11 protein-coding genes and 2 pseudogenes are annotated in these 15,816 nt (G+C 67.6%); 2 read left to right on the top strand and 11 right to left on the bottom strand.

What is annotated here, in order from left to right; translation table 11 throughout:
- Window positions 1-147 precede the first annotated feature (147 nt).
- The 3 genes from ACWDYF_RS27100 to ACWDYF_RS27090 all read right to left on the bottom strand — a co-directional run bounded on the left by ACWDYF_RS27100 (window position 148) and on the right by ACWDYF_RS27090 (window position 3,378).
- Window positions 148-1,536, bottom strand: a complete 1,389-nt coding sequence (locus ACWDYF_RS27100; protein WP_389467958.1) for a helix-turn-helix domain-containing protein — start codon at window positions 1,534-1,536, stop codon at window positions 148-150.
- The gene (locus ACWDYF_RS27095) at window positions 1,533-2,057 is read right to left on the bottom strand and encodes an RNA polymerase sigma factor (RefSeq protein ID WP_389467955.1); all 525 of its coding nucleotides are present in this window, start codon (window positions 2,055-2,057) and stop codon (window positions 1,533-1,535) included. The genes ACWDYF_RS27100 and ACWDYF_RS27095 overlap by 4 nt, the downstream gene beginning before the upstream one ends.
- A gap of 364 nt (window positions 2,058-2,421) precedes the next feature.
- A complete protein-coding gene (locus ACWDYF_RS27090) occupies window positions 2,422-3,378 on the bottom strand; it encodes a hypothetical protein (protein WP_389467953.1) in 957 nt (318 codons plus the stop codon).
- Window positions 3,379-4,013: 635 nt separating this feature from the next.
- Between ACWDYF_RS27090 and ACWDYF_RS27085 the strand changes: the two genes are divergently transcribed.
- Window positions 4,014-4,846, top strand: a protein-coding gene (locus ACWDYF_RS27085; protein ID WP_389468356.1) for an IS5 family transposase whose coding sequence is annotated in 2 segments (ribosomal slippage) — window positions 4,014-4,353 and window positions 4,353-4,846 — 834 coding nt in all. Because the reading frame shifts where the segments join, the coding sequence is not laid out codon by codon here.
- Between the two features lie 18 nt (window positions 4,847-4,864).
- Here ACWDYF_RS27085 and ACWDYF_RS27080 read toward each other — a convergent pair.
- Window positions 4,865-5,470 (bottom strand): annotated as a pseudogene (locus ACWDYF_RS27080) (transposase); the annotation flags it as partial.
- Between the two features lie 448 nt (window positions 5,471-5,918).
- Here ACWDYF_RS27080 and ACWDYF_RS27075 point away from each other — a divergent pair.
- Window positions 5,919-9,524 (top strand): TIR domain-containing protein, encoded by a 3,606-nt coding sequence (locus tag ACWDYF_RS27075; protein WP_389467950.1) that lies wholly within the window; start codon window positions 5,919-5,921, stop codon window positions 9,522-9,524.
- Between the two features lie 30 nt (window positions 9,525-9,554).
- On the opposite strand, the gene ACWDYF_RS27070 is transcribed toward ACWDYF_RS27075, so the two are convergent.
- The 7 genes and pseudogenes from ACWDYF_RS27070 to ACWDYF_RS27040 all read right to left on the bottom strand — a co-directional run bounded on the left by ACWDYF_RS27070 (window position 9,555) and on the right by ACWDYF_RS27040 (window position 14,854).
- Window positions 9,555-10,445 carry a DUF4231 domain-containing protein gene (locus ACWDYF_RS27070; RefSeq protein WP_389467947.1) on the bottom strand — a complete coding sequence of 297 codons (891 nt, stop codon included), beginning with the start codon at window positions 10,443-10,445 and terminating at the stop codon, window positions 9,555-9,557.
- Window positions 10,446-10,624: 179 nt separating this feature from the next.
- Window positions 10,625-11,332 (bottom strand): hypothetical protein, encoded by a 708-nt coding sequence (locus ACWDYF_RS27065; RefSeq protein ID WP_389467944.1) that lies wholly within the window; start codon window positions 11,330-11,332, stop codon window positions 10,625-10,627.
- A gap of 60 nt (window positions 11,333-11,392) precedes the next feature.
- Complete coding sequence (locus ACWDYF_RS27060) at window positions 11,393-11,680, bottom strand: hypothetical protein (RefSeq protein ID WP_389467940.1); 288 nt, start codon at window positions 11,678-11,680, stop codon at window positions 11,393-11,395.
- Between the two features lie 13 nt (window positions 11,681-11,693).
- Window positions 11,694-12,326, bottom strand: coding sequence for a hypothetical protein (locus tag ACWDYF_RS27055; RefSeq protein WP_389467936.1), 633 nt, complete (start codon window positions 12,324-12,326; stop codon window positions 11,694-11,696).
- Between the two features lie 427 nt (window positions 12,327-12,753).
- Window positions 12,754-13,138, bottom strand: a pseudogene (locus ACWDYF_RS27050) (DUF6415 family natural product biosynthesis protein).
- Between the two features lie 136 nt (window positions 13,139-13,274).
- Entirely contained in the window at window positions 13,275-14,243 is a 969-nt protein-coding gene (locus tag ACWDYF_RS27045) for an alpha/beta hydrolase (RefSeq protein ID WP_389467933.1), read from the bottom strand.
- A gap of 38 nt (window positions 14,244-14,281) precedes the next feature.
- On the bottom strand, window positions 14,282-14,854 hold the full coding sequence (locus tag ACWDYF_RS27040) for a TetR/AcrR family transcriptional regulator (protein WP_389467931.1): 573 nt from the start codon (window positions 14,852-14,854) through the stop codon (window positions 14,282-14,284).
- Window positions 14,855-15,816 lie beyond the last annotated feature (962 nt).

Below are 15,816 nucleotides of genomic sequence, written 5' to 3'. Positions count from 1 at the left end.
ACGTGCCCCGACGCTACTGCATGGCATGCCGACAGTGATCGCAGTATGTGACGCGAAGCTCCGGCCACGGACGTCGCTGGGCACTGTCCCGCCTGGCCAAGGAAGGCATCAGAACTCGTCGACGCGGCGCCTGGGTAACTGACGGCATCAACTGCAAGCGGTGATGAGGTCGTCGAGAATTTCCTCCGTGTATTTCGGGGGTGGGGCCTCGGCCGAAAGCCGGTCCATGACTTCTGTGTAAGCCTTCGCTTCTGCGTCCGGCACAGTGCTGAGCCGAGCCTTGCCGGCGCGTTCGAGGAATCGGTGCAGGAAGTTCTTAGTGTGCTCAGGCTTCTCGGCGGCACTCGCCAGTTGATCCATCAGGCGCCCGTAGCTGTCGCTGGCGTGTCCACTTCTGATGTAGGTGGCACCAGATAGCTGCTCCAGGTAGACGACATCGGGCAACGCTGGTTCGGCGAATTGCATGACGGTGAGAGGCGCGCCGATGTCCGCGTGATAATTTGCCTGGAGCGGCAGGATTCGGAGCGTGATGTTGGGCCGCTGCGACATCTGCACGAGGTGCTGAAGTTGTTCCCGCATGACAGCCGCTCCGCCCACCTGCCGATGCAGAACCGACTCGTCCAGAAGGGCCACTAGTTTCGGCGCCTCCGGGGTATGAAGAAATTGTTGGCGCTTCATACGCAACCCTACACGGAGGCTAATGTCTTGATCGGTCGCCATAGGGTATCCCACGCGAGTGATCGCCTTCGTGTACTCCGCCGTCTGGAGCAGTCCGGGAACGATTCTCGCCTCGAAAGTCTTGATCAGGCTAGCGCTCCGTTCCAGGTCGAATAGCGTCTGCAGCCACTCGGGCGTGATGTCGCTGTACTCGTGCCACCAGCTCTTCTCATCGGCCATGCGCCGAACTTCAAGCAGGCGGCACCGATCCTTCGGGTCATCAACCCCGTACAGGGTGAGCAGCTCTTCCAGTCGCTCTGGTACCGGCACGCTCACTCCCCGCTCGATGCGGCTGATCTGGCTCATCGAGCATCGAGTGGTGCGTGCAGCCTGCTCGATGGTGAGCTGGCGGGCCTGGCGCAGCTCCCGCAACGCAACTCCCAGGAGCATCCGTTGAGCGGTCGGCGTCAGGGGCGAGGGTGTGGTGGGGCGGGTGAGGGCGGGCAATGCAACTGGGACGCTCTGTCGCACGGGCCCGCGGTCCGTCTCTTCCTGCTTCTGAGCGCGGGCGTCTGCCCGTGGTGCTCCGTCGTACACCACGGCCGGCGCGCTCCTGGGCCGAAGGAGAAGCTCTGCACCCGTCACGTGATAGCGAGCGGCGGTGCGCAACCAACGCAGCGCCTGGTCCCTGTGTCCCAGCTCGAGGTGCTCAAGGCCCAGCGCGTACGCCTGGTATCCGAGTTCAGCCTGGTCAGCTTGGAGGGCTAGGGCCGCTCGTTGCTCGTCCGTGAGGCGGTCGATGCTGTCCATAACAGCGTCGAAGCCGTCGTCGGCCCCGTCCAGGGCGGCTTGATGGCGAAGCCGGTCTTCGGTACTCACTTGCGTTCTCCCTCGCCCGTAACCGCTGGCCGATAGTCGCTCAAGGCTGTGGTGTTGCGGAGCGTCTCTAGGGCCTTCTTGAGTAGGTTCTTGACTCCGCTCGGACCGATCCCCATCAGTACGGCTGTCTCGTCAACCTTGAGCCTGTCGATGTGGTGAAGATGCAGAGCCGCGCGCTGCCTCTCAGTTAAGCAAGCAAGCGCACGCCTGACATCGACGCGGCATTCAATCCCAGCAGGCAAGTCCGGGGTCATCGCATCAATCAGCACGGCCGCGTCCTCGACTTCAAACGAAACTTCTCGCGCGCGGCCTCGATGGTCCCAGAATTCTGCGATGCGGCACGACGCGATCGGATAGAGCGCCTTCACCGGTTCGTCGTAGGACTCGACAAAGTGGTCGTATCTGATGAAGAAGAGGCGCCAGATCTCCTGGCACAAATCCTCCGCTTCCTGCTTCCCCTCGACCCGTCGCGCCACGAACGACGCGAGCTTCGGGTGATGTTTCATGTAGAAGGCCCGCATGGCTTCCTGGCGCTCACGGTCCTCCCTCGCACGGGCGGAGACGCTACCGTCTTGTGCCGAGCTCACTTAACCTCATCGCTGTCTGGCGCCCACTCGGAGCCTGCGGTGCGGCCGACGGCGACTGTGCGGTCCGTGCCGAGATCGATGGACCACTGGGCCCCGTCGACCCGCTGGTTTGCGGACACCGACCGGCCGCTGTCGCTGGCCGCGCCGATCACGACTGCCATAGCCCGCCGCTGCTCTCGGGCGAGTGCCACCCGCCCCCGGCGCCGCATCAGTGCGGCGGCCAAGCCGCACAAGCCTGAGATCGCTGTCGCCATCTCCCCGGGACCCATCGATCGCAGCACCGCGGAACCACCGACCTTCACTTGACGGAAAACCCTGTCACGTATACATCGGCGCAAGAGGCAGTTTCGGGTACCCCCTTCCCGCGTGACGAGATTCGCACGCCTTGATTCGCCGCCACGCCCGTGCCCCAGACCGCGCCGGAGCCTCCGGCCGCCGCGCCGGGAGCTTCACAGGCGCCGGTGAAGACGCGCAACATGGGATCGGCAGGCATCCACCAGGCACTTGCCGCGCACCAGGCCGTCGTGCCCCGAGCCGGGTCGACCCGTTGATCGCGGGGTAAAGCGGCAGTCCGCCGCGATGCGGGCGCTGAGCCGCCGGGCGTTCCCCGGCGGTGGGCGAGGACGTCGTCGATACGGAAGGCATCGGCGACCCACGTCGAGGCGGCTGGCGCTATGAAGCTGAGCACGGTCTGGATGTCGTCCCGGCGGGCTTCGAGGGGCAGGTGCCAGATCCCCTCGTGGTGAGTGATGCGGTTGCGGAACTGATGCAGCCGCTTGACCGGGTTCTCCACCGTGGTCAGAGTACGTTTGGGAGCGTGAGGGAAGGCGCCCGCGAGGTCGGGCCACTGGCTGAGCTTGTACTGGCGGGCCAGCAGGAAGCGTCTGAAGCCGAAGCCCAGTTCCACGATGCCCTTCCCACGCGGGGTGGTCGCAGCGCCGCGCCGCTCAGCGCGCTCTCGGGCCTGGGTGATGTCGCCGCGGCCCTGCCGGTGAGGGGGGACCTTCCTGCCGGTGTACCACTCGGTGGTGCGGCCCCGGCGCTGCTGGCGGGCAACGAGCCGTGCGTCCAGCGCGTTGCGCAGCGTGATCTCCAGGTGCCCGAGGGGTTCGAAGAACGCCCGGGCGAGGTCGCTGTTCCACCGGTATAACGCGAGCGCGGCGGCGGAGTCACCGGCGCACGCGGTCAGGTTAGGGGGCGTCCCCGTGCCCGCGGGGGTAGCTCGCGCGACGACGTCACGCTGCTGGAGAACCACTCGTCGTCCCTGCGCACGCAGGGGTAGCTCCCGGACCCGGGCCTGAGTCCGACAGGTCAGTACGTCGTTCCCGCGCCCGCAGGGGTGGCTTCACCACCACCGACGTCACCACCCCCGACGCGCTGTCGTCCCGGGGCCGCGGGAGCGGAACTGGACCGGGTGAAGGGGCTGCTGCAACTGCGGGATGGCGCGCCCCGGCTGCTGGCCGGCCAGCTGACGGACCGGCTGGTGGAAACCGGCGGCGAGGCCCTGGTCGAGCGCCCGTGTCCGTGGCTGATCCGGTGGGGCCTGGTGCAGCGCCAGGCGTGCACGGACCGGTGGTGCGAAGACGGGATCCGCCTGGACGCCGGGTGGCGAGTGCGAGATGTGCGGCAACGTGATCCGCATCTGACGCGCCCGGCGGGTGAAGGCCGCAGCACAGGTCGACCGGGAGCTGCCTGGTCTCCTGACCGAGGACGAACGGCGCCGGATCGCCGAGGAGCGGCTGCGTGAACAGGCCGCCGCCGAGGCGGGGGATCTCGTGCGACGGCACGAGCGGGCCCACCGCGATTGGCGAGTCGGCCGATGCGGGGCTGGCGTGCAGGTCTGGTCCTAGGGCGTGTTCGCAACGTGGTTGGGTCGTTGGTGTGTTCGTGGTGCGTCGTCATGAGCTGACTGATGAGTCGTGGGCGGTGATCGGGCCGTTGCTGGCTCCGCCGCGGATGGGCCGTCCGGTGCGGGACCGGCGCCAGGTGGTCAACGGCATTCTGTGGAAGCTGTCCACGGGAGCGGCGTGGCGGGATCTGCCGGAGCGGTACGGGCCGTGGAAGACGGTCTGCGAGCGCTTCCGTCGCTGGTCGGCCGACGGCACCTGGGACCGGCTCCTGGCCCATGTCCAGCAGCATTCGGACGCGGTCGGCGCTGTGGACTGGACGGTGGTGTGCGTGGACTCCGCGGCTGTGCGGGCCCATCAGCATGCGGCCGGTGCCCGAAAGGGGGGCAGGACCGGCCGGGCGAGGCGATCGGCCGGTCCCGCGGCGGGCTGACCACGAAGATCCACCTCGCCTGCGACGGCCGGGGGCGACCGCTGGCCTTCACCCTGACCGCGGGGAACGTCAACGACTGCATCCGGTTCGAGCAGGTCATGGCCCGCATCAGCGTCCGCCGGTGCGGGCCCGGCCGGCCCAGGACCCGGCCCGAGCGGGTCGCCGCGGACAAGGGCTACTCGTCCACGAAGATCCGCACCCACCTCCGCCGACGCGGCATCAAAGCGGCGATTCCCGAGCGGACCGACCAGATCAACGGACGCCTCCGCCGGTGCGAGAGCCTGTGCCGCCTCGACCGGGTGGCCTACCGGCGCCGCAACCTCGTCGAACGCTGCTTCAACAAGCTCAAGCACAACAAAGCCCTGGCCACCCGCTACGACAAACGCGCCCACCACTACCAAGCCATGGTCACCCTCGCCTGCCTACGCCTCTGGCTCCCCTGACATTGCGGATACGACCTAGGTGAGGGAGACGAATGCCTTCTGCCCGAGGCCAGCGGCCAGGGCTGCCACCGCAGGGTGCTCGATGGCGGTAGCGGGGCTGGCCACGGATTTGGCGTCGGACGGGTGGGCACTCACGTCCGCGCGGACGGCCAGCATGTAGTTCAATTCCCCTCTCGGCCAGGCCAGCCCGCAGGTGGGGCATTGGTGCCGTAGGCGGCGTCGGTCACGACAACCGGTGGGCGCATGCCCCACCTGGCCAGTTCATCGAGCATGTCCAGAGCCAGCCGCCACTTCTCGCGGTGTGTGGCCTCCGGTGGGATGCGGGATGCAAGTGGCGGCGCGGCTGTCGGTATCCGCGTCGCACTCCTTGGGCTGGAACTGCCACCACTGCAGCGGGCAGGAGGCGATGTCGGTGGCGGCGTGGACGCTGACCGAGACCTGGCAGTTGGCGCGTTTGCCCACGGCCCCGCAGTACTGCGGGACCACGGCGACCGACATTCTCCCGTCCTCGGGCAGCGACACGTCGTCGATCACCCAGGCCGCCGGATTGACCATCGGCAGCATCCGCTCGCAGATCCGCCGCTGCACGGGAACCGGGTCGCAGGTGGACTGTTTCTCGTATCGGCTGCGAGAAGCTCGCGTTGGATGCGAAGCGATTCGGGGCCAATCCTAGGGTTCACTGGTCATCGACCGGTCCTCCCCGACGGGCTACCGCACATTTCGATCGCCAGCTCTCGGCTCCCTGAGCGGGCCCCGGACAAACCCTGCGGCCCTTGATCCGCGCCCCATGCTTCGCGAGGATTGAACGGGCAACTGGCGGATCTTCATTGGGCACTTGACGAAGCAAGCGGAGTAACGTCGGGCAGAACCGTGCCGGTCGCAGCAGCAGTCCGCCAGCTGAGGGTCTGCCCAGGCCGCGGTACGGCGAGGATGCGGCAAGGGGGACGGCGTGGCGAGTTCAACAAGGGCGACGGGGCCAGTCGATGCTGTAAAGAAGCGTGTCACGCGCGTGCAGCGGTTGGGAACGAGTGAGACGACGGCCTGGTCGGCGGCGTGTCTAGCGAGTTGGGCTGTGTTCCTTCCGCTGCTCGGGCCGTGGTTGGCGCTCGCCGCTCTGGTCATCCCCTCCGCTGTCCTTTTCCCGTTTCCCTCGGTTGCGGCGCTGTGCCGGGCAGTGCGGGGCCGGGTCACCGTTTCGTGGTCGTGGCGGCGACTGCTGCGCGTCCAGACGCTGTCACTGCTGCTGGTGCTGCTGGTCTTCTTCTGCGGCACGCTCGTCGTGGCATCCTCCAGCAACGCGGCCTTCTGGTTTGCGCTCGTGCTCCTGCCGGCCGGGGTTGCTGTGCTGGCCGTGTGCGGGGCGCTCGAGATTTGTGCGGAGGCGGTTGACCTCGGTCAAGACGACGCGAGCCCCGCGTTGCGCATCTGGCCGTCCGTATCGTTGCGCGTGGGTGTGGTTCTGTTTTTCTCTGCGGCGTCCGGGGTGTGCGCCCGGGTGGTGCGTGACCGGGTGCGTGCTGTTGCAGCGGTGCCTGGTCAGCCCGTCCCGGGCCGAACCGGCGGCGTCGCGCAGTGGGTCGATGCGCAGATCGCCTCAAGTGTGTACGGACCGACTTACGACCGGCAGTGGTACTGGACTTTCATGGTCGCTGCTGCCGGTCTGCTGGCTGGCGTCTGCGGCCTCCTGCTGCGGAACGCGTTCCTGCGGGCCATGGTCAGGACTGACCTTTTCGACGATGTTTCCGGGACGTACGCCGCCCCCACCGAGTCCGCCGGCAAGGTGTTTCTCAGCTATTCCCGAAAGGACAGCGACTGGGCCCGCCGGTTGTCGGCCCGTCTGGAGGGGAGGTTGGGCGAACTGTGGGTCGACTGGCGAGCCATCCATCCCTCCGAGCAGTGGCGCGAGTCCATTTCCGAGGCCATCCGCACGTCGGATGCACTTGTCGTTCTGCTGAGCCGGGGCGCCCTGGCGTCCAAGTACTGCTTGGACGAATGCCGACAGGCGATCGAGCAGCGCAAGCGGATCTTACCTGTGGTGATCGATCCAGATCTGGAGCGCGGCAGCACGAGCGGAATCCTGCGCGAGAGCGAGTGGGGCGAGCTGACGCCGTATCAATACTTGTCGTTGGTGGATCCTGACGAGGAGGAACTCGCCCAGGGTGTCGAGGACGTCGTCGCCTTCGTGCACGAGCATTACCGGTGGGTGGCATTCCACGGCCGGCTCGGCGTACTGGCGCACCAGTGGTGGGCAGGCGGCCGGAACGACGGGCAACTGCTGCGGGCCGAGGAACTGTTCGTCGCCGAGGCATGGCGACGGCGCGCCCCGGCCGAGGAGAATTTCCGGGCAGGGCTCTCCGACAAGCAGAAGCGATTTCTGGAGGCAAGCGGCAGATTCGTCCGGCGGCGCACGCTCCGCATCCGGTCGGCCTTGGCTGCCGGCATCGCGGTGATCGTCGGCCTGTCCGGAGTCATCGCCGCTGGGCAGGCCGGCGCGGAGGCTCAGTACCGAACCGCGCTCTCCCGTAAACTGGCTGCCGCAGTCGGCGATGTTTCTGGCGTAAACCCGGAGCGGGCGCTGCAGTACGCTCTGGCTGCGCGCGGGCAGGCAAACACCGCCGAGTCACAGAACGCCATCGCCGAGCGGCTGACCGAGTTCAACAGTGTTCGCACCGTCGTCGCCCCGCGAGGCGAACCGGTGAGGAACGTGCTGCTCAGCCGGACAGGGGACATCCTCTTCATCGAGCGGGGGCAGGCCTCCGGGGGAGTGGTCGAGCGAGGGCAGTCCACCGAGGTCTGGGACGTCAAGCGGGCGCAGAGCCGGGGAACGCTTTCCGGCAGCCTGCTGGAGTCCGGCAGCGGAAGCGCCCACTCCCTGTCGGCCGACGGCCGGACCGTGGCATTGACGTCGGACGACGGAACCCACATATATCTGGCTGACACAAGGACGTTGCGTGTAGAGGGCAGCTTCTCCACAGCCGAAGCGGGTGTCCCGACCGGACTGTTCGAGGGCTCGGCAGGACTGAGCGCGGATGGTCGGCGCCTCCTGGCTTCCACCTCCTCAAATGTGAATCAGGTGCCCACCGTGGTATGGGATGTGCCCAGTCATCGCATCGTGGAGAAGTCCAGCTGCACCACGGCGCTCTTGGCACCCTCCGGGCGCAGAGCCGTGTGCGACGGCCGACTCATGGACTTCACGGACTCCAGAACGACACAGGACAGGGCCCTACACGACCAGGACCAGGCTCTACAGCACATCAACGGCGGCGAGGTCAGATTCGTGGGCTTCACCGACCATGACGATGTGCTCGTCGATGTCGCAGGGGAAGCACGGCTCTACGAGCAGGGAAGTACACACCCGTGGGTGCCGGCTCCTGGCATGTCCGTTGCGAGCAGTACCCCGGAGGGCGTGGGCCCCTTGATCGGGGGACGCTACGCGGTGCTCAGTCGCGTCGGCGCGGATCGCTTCGAGCTCTGGGACCTGGTCGATCACCGGCGTATCGGGTCGTCAAGCAGCCTTGAAAAGATCATCGCCGCGCGATCGGGCGGTGCTCCGCCACAGTTCAAGCGCGCCGAGAGGGTCCTCGAAGCGGAGACAGCTGACGGATCGCTCGTAGCGGCGGCGGCTGTCGACGAATCTGTCGTGCTGTGGGAGAAAGGGGGCGTCGGGCGGATCAGCGAGCATCTGCCGGTCCCCGCCGACAAGCAAGGTTTCTACGCCGTCAGCTCAAACGCCCACACCGTGGCGGCAGCCACCGGCCGGACTGTGGGCCTCTGGGACACCGCTACCCGTGCGCGTACGGGAAACTTCCGGCTGGGCGAGGACGCAGGCATGCTCGCCTTCAGCCAGGACGGCTCGCTGCTCGCGGTGGGCGAGGGGATCGAAGAGGGGCGCCTGGATGTGGAAGTCCTCAGCGGACGTGACGGCCGGCGCATCGCCCGGTTCGAGGCGGGACAGGGTACGAGGAACCACATCGCATCTCTGGTCTTCTCCAACGATGGGAAGCAGCTCTATGCGGCCCTGACCGGACAGTTCCGGGTCGTCGTATGGGACGTTGCACGCTCTGGTAGCGCACCCCGCACGGTGGCCGAGACTGATGGCTTCGCCGACCAGGCCGCTCTCAGCCCTGACGGCACTAAGCTGGCCGCCACCGGCCGTGACGGCACCGTCAGCCTATGGGACACGGCCTCCGGCACCCGGTTGCACACCATTGAGGGGGCCTACGACGCGGCATTCAGCCCGGACGGAAAGACCGTGGCCACCACGGACACCTCGTACCGGTCCGTGTCCCTGTGGAGCGTACAAAGCGGCAAGAAGATCGGCCGCGACATCGTTCCGACGGCGGGGGCGTCCCGTGTGCATTTCGACCCTGACGGGCACCACATCGCGATCATCGGCAGCCCCGATGGAGGTCTCGTCAGTCACATACCGGTGACGCTGTGGGACCTCGCCAGCCGCCGGCAGGTCGGTCCCCAGGTGGCCGCGGTGGACTCCTACGCTGCGTTGGGCTTCGCCCCGAACGGCGACCGTCTTGTGACTGCCGGACGCTACGGCACCTCCGTCGCCGACGTCACAGCGGCCGGCTGGGTCTCCTCGCTGTGCGGCATCGTCACCCGCCGGCTCAGCGCATCGGAATGGCGGGACGTCGCACCTGGAGAGCGGTTCCGCTGGCCCTGCTGACGGGTTGGCGCCCGTCGCCCGTGCTGCCTGTCAGTCCAACGTCCAGCGGATCATCCACGCCTCGTTCTGTACCGAGATGACGTGCTCGCACGCGGCCACGAACCGGTCGGTGTCCTCCGGTGCAAGCTCGCGCTCCACCGACCACTGCTGAAGCAGCCGTGCCAACTCGTCCCCGGTGCGGGTGAATTCAAGCTGCTGATAAGCGTACCGCTGGGCGTGGGCATGCGCAGTGATTGCCCCTCCAACCGACGCCGCGACCGCCACCCACGCCGCAATCTGCTCCACACTCCACGTGGCGGCGACCGCCGCCATCACCGCACCAAGCCCGCCGAGCACGAACTCAATCCGTTCGTACAGCCGGACCTTGCCCAACATGAACGCGGCCCGCGGCCGGTAGTAGCTCTCCAGTTGCCGACGCAGCCGCTGCTCCACGTACGTCCCCTCGTCCCCTACGTCGGGCACCGGACGCTCGATGGCCGTGATGCCCGTAGTGTGCCGCAGCAAGTCCTCTCCGTCCCGCACGAAACCGCAGACCCTCTCGCACAGCAGTTCGTCGGCGTTCTCGCTTCTTCGGTAGGCCCCGACCCCCGCCAGGTACGTGTACGACTCGGCCTTGATGGCCTCGGAAACCGCACGCAACCGGGTCCAGTCACTCACCTTGTCAGGCCCACCGCGAGGGCTCACCAGCGGCATGCATCCCGCGGCGATCGCGGCGGCAAAGGCCAGTGTCCGCCCGACAGCCTCGTTCCACGCCATCGTCTGGGACGCAGCGGTGCCCAGCACCGCTGCCGTCACTCCCAGGGCCAGGACCGCCACCCGCGCCCGCTCGACCTGCTTCTTGAGTCGCCCCGCCGCCTGGGACCACACGCTCTGCTGAGCCCAGACCGTAGATATCGCCGTACCCTGCGAATCCTCTGTCACAGAGGGGATGATGACAGGCCGTGAGGACGCCTGCCAGGGGCAGGCCGGCCACCGGCCAAGACAGCATGCGCCTCCATAATCTGGATCAAGGACCTCACCCCATTGCGAACGGCTCGATACAGGCCCTGACGGTCTCATGTCGGTGGTCTTTGCGACGGCTGTGATGAGTGAGGTTCTCGTCATTCGGGGCGGGGCGGGTGCTTGTTGTGCTCGTGCGTGTGGTCGTCGGGGCGGTGTGGTCTTGGCCGGAGCCATAGGCCGGCGGTGGCTGAGGTGATGAGGAAGAAGGCTCCTACGGCGTAGGCCCAGTGAGCGGACCTGAACAGGGCGATGAGGAAGAAGACCACGCCCACTGCGGCGAGGGCGGCCTTGAGCAGCGCGATGCGAGCGGCGGAATGCTGGTTGTCTGGCGCCATGGCGGGTTCCTCGTCTGCGCCGGGGAGGCTGGGCTCGCCGCCCGGGGCGCGGCGGCGGGCGCGTGGACCCGTGGTGTGCTGTGCGGGTGGGGTCAGCCGCGTGAACTCGCGGTCGGTGAGCAGGCACTGGAGCTGTAGCTCGGCTTGCAGCGCCAGCGCCATGTCGACCAGGTCGTACAGGTGGCCGTCCTTGATCCATCCCCGGGGGTAACCGTTGTCCGTCAGACGGAAGTACTCGCCCGCGCCCGAGTACCCGCCCATGGCCAGGGAAGGAATCTTGCCGAGGAAGCGGGAGACGGCAGGATGCTGGAATGCGGTCACGCCCGTGACCGAGGGGAACCTCCTGATGCCCGCGACTTCGGGGAGCCTCTCGTTCCGCGCTCGCTGCGCGTCCAAGAACGTCTCAGGGGTGGTGTGCCACTGCTCCCTCTCCTTGTCGGAGAGCTCGTCGTACCACTCGATCTTGCGCACTCTGGCCATCTCGTCGGCCAGGAACTGCTTGAAGTCGGTCAGTTGCTGCTGCCTAAGGCATTACTCGGGGAGGACGGGGAGGGAAGAGTTGAATTGCCTGTCGACGCGTCTGAGGGCGGCCAGGATCTGGTCGCGCTGGAAGACGTACATGCGCAGGAGCTGGTCGATCCGGTAGTGGTCCTCGGGGCGCAGGGCTTCCGGATCCCACCCCCAGACCTTCATCGCGTCCTTGGCATTGGTGGTGTACATGTTCAGTTCGCTCTGAACGTTGTAGACGATCTTGTCGTCCATGCCCGGCTGGTAGCCGAGGTCATGCAGTTTGAGGTTGATCTCGTACTCGATGTGCATGTGAGTCCCCTGGTCAGGCCGCAGCTTCGGCGGTGTCGAAGGTGATGGTGCGGCAGACCTCGGTGAGGATCTCCACGCACGAGTCCCACTCGGCGAGGTTCTCCGTGGCGATGGCGAAGTCGGCCATCGCCAGACGTCCCGGGATCGGCACGAACACGTGCAGCTGGCGCACGACGGTCGCCCCGCCGCCCTCGCCCAGCAGATTGACGGGCTTCTCCACCTTGCGTTCCTCGGTCAGCAGCACCGCCGGCCCTGCCTCCAGGCGCACCACACCGACCTCCGCCTTCTGATAGACGGCGCCCATGGTGCGCGCCAGCCGGTGGACGGTCTGGTCGTTGGACAGCTCGCTGGGGCGCGCGGTGACGGTCAGGATCGCCGAGGACAGCTTCGCCTCGGGCTTCTCCTTCGTCGGCCCGTACAGCAGCGTTCCCGCATAGACCGCACCAGCCGCCGACAGCAGTTCATACATCGACTGCTGCGCCAGAACCGCGTGGGCCATCTCCTCCCGCGAGGGCTTGGGATCGACCATGTTCAGACGTTCGATGAGCTTGCTGGTGTTCGCCTCGGCGGAGACGGAGAAATCAATGTCGTTGAAGGCTTCGGGAACTTCGAAGCTCATCGGCAGGTCGATCGAACTCTTGGCCATGGCAGGCGATACTCCTCCAGATCAGGGCACAGACCGACCTCCGGGCAGTGGACGGCCGGAGGTGCTGCTGGACGACCTCGATTTCGAGTGGGGGCCACGCATCCGCCTCAGCCGGTGAGCAGCCGGGAACGAACAGCGGGGTCGGGTCAGCCACAGTCGAGCATCTCCTGTGCGAAGTCGGCCGGGGCCGGACTGGGCGCGGACGCGGGTGGGCCGTCCGGTCGGGCGGCCGCCCAGCGTTCGGCTGACGGATAGGACACCGGGCGCACAGGGTGAATTCCAAGGGTCCTTCGCTTTCCGGGGTCAGCCGCACTTGCTTCCAGGCCTTACACGCATGCACCGGGGTGTGATGCCTGGGGGTTCTGAGCTGGAAAATCGCACTGGTGTGCGTGTAAGCCCTGGGATCTCGGGATGCACCCCCGGTGAACTACGCGGCGGCCGGGGCGGGTTCGGTGAGGTGACCCAGCCGGGTGTAGAGGGCCTGTACGAGACGGGCGCGGTTCTGGACGCAGCGGGCGGTGCCCTTGAGCGGGCGGACAGGCGGCCGTCGGCTTCGCGGAGGACGACATCGGCGAGGGCGCCGCGGCCGTCGCTCTTGGGCAGGGAGGTAGTGAGGCGCCGGACGTCGGTGACGACAGCGCGGGCGTGCCCGGTGAGCTGGAGGGCGATCTGCTCGTAGTCGCGGGGTGCGAGGTCCGGGTTCTTCCACGCGAGGACGGCAGTGACGAAGCCTCGTGCGGGGTGCGGTCCAGGGGGAGCTCGGCCTCGATCAGGCCGTCGGGGTCGTGGAACACGAAGTAGGTGTCGCTCACCGGGCGCTCGCCGCGTCGCCGTCCTGGTCGTGGTCGCCGGGGGCGGCTGCCGGGGCCTGGAGGGCGAAGAATCGGGCGTTGCCCCGGCCGGCGCGGGCGATCAGCGCCGGGGAGGGTCGGCGTCGGATCAGGTCGGTCAGGCCGTGTTCTTGGTGACGAAGTCCGCGATGGCGTCTTCCATCTGCTGGAGGCCGGGGTCTTCGAGGGGGTAGTGGCCGGCGTCTTCGAGCATGACGGTGTCGACAGGGACCTTGGTGATGCGGGAGAGGACGGGCACGCTGAGGCGGTGGGGGGTCCAGCGGTCCTCGGCGGGCTGGGTGAGGAGCACGGGGCAGGCGTCGAAGTCCTGTGGTTCGACGGCGGGGGTGTAGTTCCCGTAGGTGTCGAGGAAGCGGACGCTGACCCAGTTGGCGGCCGAGGTGCGGTCTTTCATCAGGACCTTCATGGCGTCCGGGTCGTTGGCGAGCGCGGACATCTTGGATGCGAGGCTCATCGGATACTTGGCGGAGGCGGCCGGTGTCCTGGCGAGTACGCCCATGAGGGGGACGCCGGCACGGGCGGTGAGCTTGTCGTGGGCGGTTTCGTCGCGGACCTGCTGGTCGCGCTGGTCGAGGAAGGTCATGCCGACGATGCCGCGCAGGGTGCCGCGGGGCGCCTTGGCCGCGACGTGGTAGGTGAGCATGCCGCCGGCGCTCAGCCCGTACAGGACGATGGGGCGGTCGTCGCGGGACTGCTCGAAGGCGAGGAAGTCGACGACGAGGTCGACCCAGTCGTCGTAGGAGGGGGTCGACCCGGGCCTCACCTGGGTGAGGCCGTAGCCGAGGTTGTCCAGGGCGACGGTCTCGAACCCCCGCTCGGCGAGCGGGGCACCGAGGATGAGGGACATCTGGCGGCCGTTGGTGCCGACTCCGTGATGGAGGACGACCTTGGCTCTCGTGCCGGGGTTGCGGTAGCGGTCGAGGTGGACGCGGTGGCCGTGCCAGTCCCAGTACTCTTCCTCGGGGGCGGTGGCGTCGGTCAGGCGTAGCCGCTCGGGCAGGAACCGCTGGAGGTCGCGCCATGCCTGCTGGTCGCGGTAGTACGTGGGGGCGGGGGTGCTGTTCATGGAGGGGGCGCCTTTCGGCGGGGTCCGACCCTGGCGGGTCAGGCGGGGGTGGAAGCGGAGCGGGCGAGCGCCCCGCAGGTGATTATCCGCACGCCGGCGACGAGTTCGTCGCGTACCGCTCCGGCGTCGCGCAGGTCGTCCTCCAGGCCGCGGGTGAAGGTGAGCAGGACGGCGGCTGCTTGCCGCGCGCCGTCCCCGGTGGCCTGCGCGAGCGCCGACGTGAGGAGTGCGGTCAGGTGATCGGTGTAGGTAGTGACCAGGTCGGGTGCCTGGGCGGTGGCTGCGGACAGCAGTTCCCGTGTGTGGGAGGGGCTGTCCTGCCAGAGCCGAATGGCGACCTCCAGCTTCACTGTGAGCACCGCGAGGACCACCTCCTCCGCACTGGCCGCCGCCCCGGCTGCCGCCTCCGAATCCACAACGGCCTGCTCCAGCAGGGACCGCACGACCTTGACGATCGCCTCCTCCTTGCTTCCGACGTACTTGTAGACCGTCGGGCGCGACAACTGCGCCTCCTCGACGATGTCGGAGACCGTGGTGCGGCGGTAGCCATTGCGGCAGAAGCAGCGGTAGGCGGCGTCGAGGACGAGTTGGGAGGAGGGGACCTTCGGCATGTCTACAAAGTTAACACTGGAATGGAATTATGTAAACCTGGGGAGGCGTGCCCGACGTCGTCTCCACCGTGGGGCCGTTCACCCGGCTCGGCCTGCCCGCTATCACCGCCGCGGCCCGGGTAAGGGCCCCCGGCCCGACTCCACCGAAGACCCCCCTTCACCTGGCAGGCCTTCACCCTGAATGACACTGCCACCGCCCCATCGGTGCGAGCATCATCCCGGCCTTCGGCTACGACTACGTCCCCGGCAACCTCGTCGGCGCACTCGCCCTCAACCTCGCGCGCGAACAAGCGCGGCGCATCGAGATCGGCTACTCCCTCACCCGCTCCGGCACGGCGCCGAAACGCGCTACCGCAGCACCCTGCGCGACGCCTTCACCCTCACCACCGGCGGCACCCGCGCTTCCCTCGCCGGCGCCGCCGTCGAGGACGCCTTCGCCCACCGCCGCCCCGCACGAGCGGACCCGCCCGCCTCGCCCCCGAACACACCGGCGCCCGCCTGCTCACCTTCCGGTACTCGGGCCTCACCCGCACCGCACTGACCGTCAGCGGCTCCGAACACCTCGGCTTGCCCGGAGCCTTCCCCCACCTCGGCTCCATTGTGACAGCCCGTCATGGACCGGATGGCGGAGGGTATACCAACGACAACGGGTCGGAACCGGTGAGTCACCGCAGCCGGGTGGTCGTAGTCGTATCCCTTGACATGGGTACGACTCAGAGGAATGAACGGACAAGGATTCTAAGCCAGTTATGAATTGACAGAGATTTAGGTCTTTGCAAGAAACCTAAAGGAAGAAACGTGTCCCCCTCGCAGCTAGCCTAAGAAATTCGCGGAGCGAATTTCTTCAGCCCGGATTGCGGAGCAATCCGGGCTTGGGCCAACGGAGTTGGCCCAAGCCGGTGACGGAGTCGCCGGCTCGCCGCGCGGAGCGTGGCGATGTGTCCGCCGCGTAGCGGCGGCGC

Source organism: Streptomyces sp. NPDC003284, assembly GCF_053589675.1.
This window is presented reverse-complemented; position numbering and strand designations above follow the sequence as displayed.

Coding starts and splice junctions, on each gene's coding strand:
- ACWDYF_RS27095 (WP_389467955.1), bottom strand. CDS start 2,057: ATGCGGGCCTTCTACATGAAACATCACCCGAAGCTCGCGTCGTTCGTG.
- ACWDYF_RS27060 (WP_389467940.1), bottom strand. CDS start 11,680: ATGCACATCGAGTACGAGATCAACCTCAAACTGCATGACCTCGGCTAC.
- ACWDYF_RS27055 (WP_389467936.1), bottom strand. CDS start 12,326: ATGGCCAAGAGTTCGATCGACCTGCCGATGAGCTTCGAAGTTCCCGAA.
- ACWDYF_RS27045 (WP_389467933.1), bottom strand. CDS start 14,243: ATGAACAGCACCCCCGCCCCCACGTACTACCGCGACCAGCAGGCATGG.
- ACWDYF_RS27040 (WP_389467931.1), bottom strand. CDS start 14,854: ATGCCGAAGGTCCCCTCCTCCCAACTCGTCCTCGACGCCGCCTACCGC.